The organism is Pedobacter sp. (assembly GCF_035566355.1).
Taxonomy (GTDB): Bacteria; Bacteroidota; Bacteroidia; order Sphingobacteriales; family Sphingobacteriaceae; genus Pedobacter.
Genome location: NZ_DATMRL010000614.1, coordinates 1 through 3677 on the forward strand (window position 1 = coordinate 1; position 3677 = coordinate 3677).

Annotated in this window: 4 protein-coding genes; 1 reads left to right on the forward strand and 3 read right to left on the reverse strand. The window is 40.2% G+C overall.

Annotated elements, in window-relative coordinates:
- Both VNZ46_RS24050 and VNZ46_RS24055 read right to left on the reverse strand, forming a co-directional pair.
- Nucleotides 1–1870 (reverse strand): TonB-dependent receptor plug domain-containing protein (locus VNZ46_RS24050; RefSeq protein WP_325563368.1); only part of this gene is annotated, 1870 nt, incomplete at its 3' end.
- Nucleotides 1871–1960: 90 nt separating this feature from the next.
- Nucleotides 1961–2995, reverse strand: a complete 1035-nt coding sequence (locus VNZ46_RS24055; protein WP_325563370.1) for an LLM class flavin-dependent oxidoreductase — start codon at nucleotides 2993–2995, stop codon at nucleotides 1961–1963.
- 107 nt (nucleotides 2996–3102) lie between these two features.
- On the opposite strand from VNZ46_RS24055, the gene VNZ46_RS24060 reads away from it, so the two are divergent.
- Nucleotides 3103–3489, forward strand: a complete 387-nt coding sequence (locus VNZ46_RS24060) for an acyl-CoA thioesterase (RefSeq protein ID WP_316835663.1) — start codon at nucleotides 3103–3105, stop codon at nucleotides 3487–3489.
- On the opposite strand, the gene VNZ46_RS24065 is transcribed toward VNZ46_RS24060, so the two are convergent.
- Nucleotides 3486–3677 (reverse strand): AraC family transcriptional regulator (locus tag VNZ46_RS24065; RefSeq protein WP_325563374.1); only part of this gene is annotated, 192 nt, incomplete at its 5' end. The genes VNZ46_RS24060 and VNZ46_RS24065 overlap by 4 nt on opposite strands.

Below are 3677 nucleotides of genomic sequence, written 5' to 3' on the forward strand. Positions count from 1 at the left end.
CCTCGAAAAGATCACTTTTAACACCACCTTCTATCTGGTTGGCATGTTCAGGCTTAAAAGTAGTGACTACATTGCTGCCATCAACTTCTACATTTCTAGGAGCTGAATTTTTGAACCCATTCATGTAATTACCAAATACAGAAAGCTGGTCTTTTAGAATTTGATACACCAATCCAAACTTTGGCGATAAAGCAGTCTGTCCATATTTATCGGCCGCTGCTGTACTTAAGCCACCATTCTGGAAACGGTCAATCCGTAAACTGGCCATAGCAGACAGCTCAGGTGTTATATTGATAACATCAGAAACATAGGCACTATAGACCTCCTGGGTGGCTCTTGTACTTCCACCATAACCTGCAGTAGCAATTGCGGCATCAGCACTCTGAGAAGTTAAATTATCGGTATTCTCAACCTTAGGATTAACAGATCCAAAAGGCGCATAATTAGAACTGTTATCAATCGAGGTACTGTTGTAATAATCCAATCCGGCAACAACACGGTTGCGCATCTTCCCAATAAGAAAATCACCAATAAAGTTTTGCTGGATATCCGTAGTTTCTGTTGTAGAATTCTGATTGGTGATGTATCTGGCAAAAATACCGTTGCCTGATACAGCTACCTTGTTGACGGTATTGACACCCTCAAACAAATAAGTGTAATAACCATTAGATTTTGCTGTACCTCTTGAAACAACAGTCTGTGATTTCCACTGATCTGATATCTTATAATTCATCTGAGCTTGTACAGAAGTTACAGGATTTTTCATCGTCAGTTGATTACTTGTATAGGATTTTCTGTTGTTATAACCCAACCCCTCAAGCGTGGTTACGCGAAGCGGTGCACTTCTATTGAAAAACAACATAGTCGGATTGGTTCCCTCTGAACTTAAGAATTGCGCATTCAACAGGAAGGAAACCCTGTCATTTAGCTGATAAGATAAGGAGGGCGCAAAAAATCTTGTTTTCTTAAAGCCTGCGTCCTGGAAACTGCTTTCATCATGATAAGCCGCATTCATCCTGAACAATACCTTGTGATCTGCATCTAATGGCGTATTTACATCCGCTGTAATCCGGTTCAAACCGTAACTACCTGCTGTATAATTTACTTCTACAGCCGTACGATCAAAAGGTTGTTTGGTTACGGTATTGATCAAGCCTCCGTAAGAGATTAAGCTGCTGCCAAATAAGGTTCCCGATGGGCCTTTGACAACTTCGATCCGTTCCACATTGGAAATATCGAGACTTCCGTTAGTTAAACCAGGCAATCCATTGACAAGTGTAGGTTGAACTGCAAACCCCCTTAAAGAGAAATAGCCTGCTCCGTCTCCGGCTCTTCCTGTTGAAGACCACAATTTATCAATACCAGGCGCATTTTTTAGCGCGTCATCAAAATTAGTAACCACTTGATCTGCTAGTAATTCTTTAGGGATGACTGCATAAACCTGGGGATTCTCCAGATTTTTCAAAGGCATTTTTGAAACGTAATCACTTGTCTTGACAGAGAATTTGTTCTTCTTCCCTCCGCTCACCACAACTTCTTTAAGCTGCTGGTTGGATGCTTTTAAGGAAAGATTGAGTGTTGCCGTTATGCCAGCAGCAACAGTTACCTGTCCGGAACTTGGTGTTAGACCAACCAGTCTGGCCGTAACTGTATAGGTTCCTGCCGGGACATTCTTAAGGATATAGGCTCCATTTTTATCAGCTGTCGTGTTGGCGATGCCTTTTATCGAGACCTCCACTGCTTCTGCTGAAATGCCATCAGAAGTTTTAATACTTCCTATAATAGTTCCGGTATTGTTTTGTGCGAAAGAGTTAATGCTGAAAAAAGTCGTCATAAGGGCGACAAGACACAATTTGATTATTTTTGACATGCTTATTTAGAATGGTTTTAAGCGCGCAAACTTACAAGAAGATACCTTGAAGCCCTAATCTTATTTATACTTATTTTAAATAAGACAGTTTTATGACAATAATGCCTCCCTCACTTTAGGTGCAACTTTGGTTCCAAACAGCTCAATAGCTTTCATCATATCTCTATGCGAAGGATCACCAACATCCATATGACCTATAAAACGGGTAATGCCAAACAACTCATGCATATACAGGATTTTATCAGTGACCTCTTCTGCTGAGCCGATAAAAAGAGCACCTTCTTTAGATCTTCCTCCATTATATTGAGCTTTAGTATAAGGTGCCCAGCCCCTTGACGCCCCGATCCTGTTCATTTGTGAGGCATAATTATGGAAGTATCCATCTATGGTTGCATTCTCATCACTTAGGAATGTATGCGAGTGAATCCCTATTTGCATTTTTTCTATGTCATGACCATTTTTAATGTACTCTTCTTTATAGAATTCTATTAATGGCTGAAACTGCTTAGGCATTCCTCCAATAATCGCTACGATTAAAGGCAGTCCTAATTTCGCAGCACGCAATACAGATTCAGGTGTACCTCCAACAGCAATCCAGATGGGCAATCTACCATCATTGGTTGCTCTTGGTAAAACCATTTGTTTCACCAGCGGTGCGCGGAGTTTACCCGACCAGTTCACCACTTCATTATCGTTAATATTTAACAGCAAATCCAGTTTTTCTTCAAATAATTGGTTGTAATCTTTTAAGTCATAACCAAATAAAGGAAAAGACTCAATGAAACTTCCCCGTCCAACAGCTATTTCTGCGCGTCCATTAGAAATCAGATCAATCGTTGAAAAATCCTGATAGACCTTTACTGGCTCAGCAGAACTCAAAACAGTTACTGTACTGGTTAATTTTATATTTTTGGTTACGCTAGCCGCAGCAGCCAAAACAATTTCAGGTGAGGAAACTGCATAATCCGGACGATGGTGTTCTCCCAAACCGAAAACATCCAGACCAACTTCATCGGCTAATTTTATTTGTTCAAGGATTTCATGAAGCTTTAATTTCGCTTCACGTGGTTTGCCCGTCTGAGGGTCAAAAGCCAAATCGCCAAACATTCCTATTCCTAATTCCATAAATTCTCCTTTTTAATGAGAACAAAATTAAACAACTCAGCCTGGTCTGTTCTTGATGTAGGATAAGAAGTGTAAATTGCGCCCGGAAACCATCGTCACCAATGTTTATGGAACAATATATTTTTGAGATTCAGTTAAAGGTAAGAGACTATGAATGTGATTTGCAGGGAGTTGTCAATAACGCGGTATATCAGCATTACCTGGAGCACGCCAGGCATGAATATCTTTTATCCAGATCCGGGTCATTCAAAGATTTAACCGATCAGGGTATATTACTCATGGTATCCAGAATTGAGATGGATTTTAAGCAATCTCTTACCTCCGGCGACAGCTTTATTGTAAAAATAAGAACCGAACGACAAGGGATTAAATTAATCTTCTTCCAGGACATCTTTCGCGTATCAGACCAGGCTTTATGCCTTAAAGCTCAGGTTCAGGTCATTTCAAAAGTTGACGGGAAACTGAGCAGAGGTGAAATTTTTAACGATTTCTAATTGGCCATAACGCTCATCGAATTGTACTTATTCCTGTAGGCAATCGGAGTAAGACCTGTGATTTTTTTGAAAGTTGTCCGGAAGGCTTTTGTATCGGTATAGCCCACATCATACATTACTTCATTGATGTTCTTTCTGCTTTTTTCAAAGCTTCGTTTTGCTGCTTCTATTTTTATGCGGTGGATATA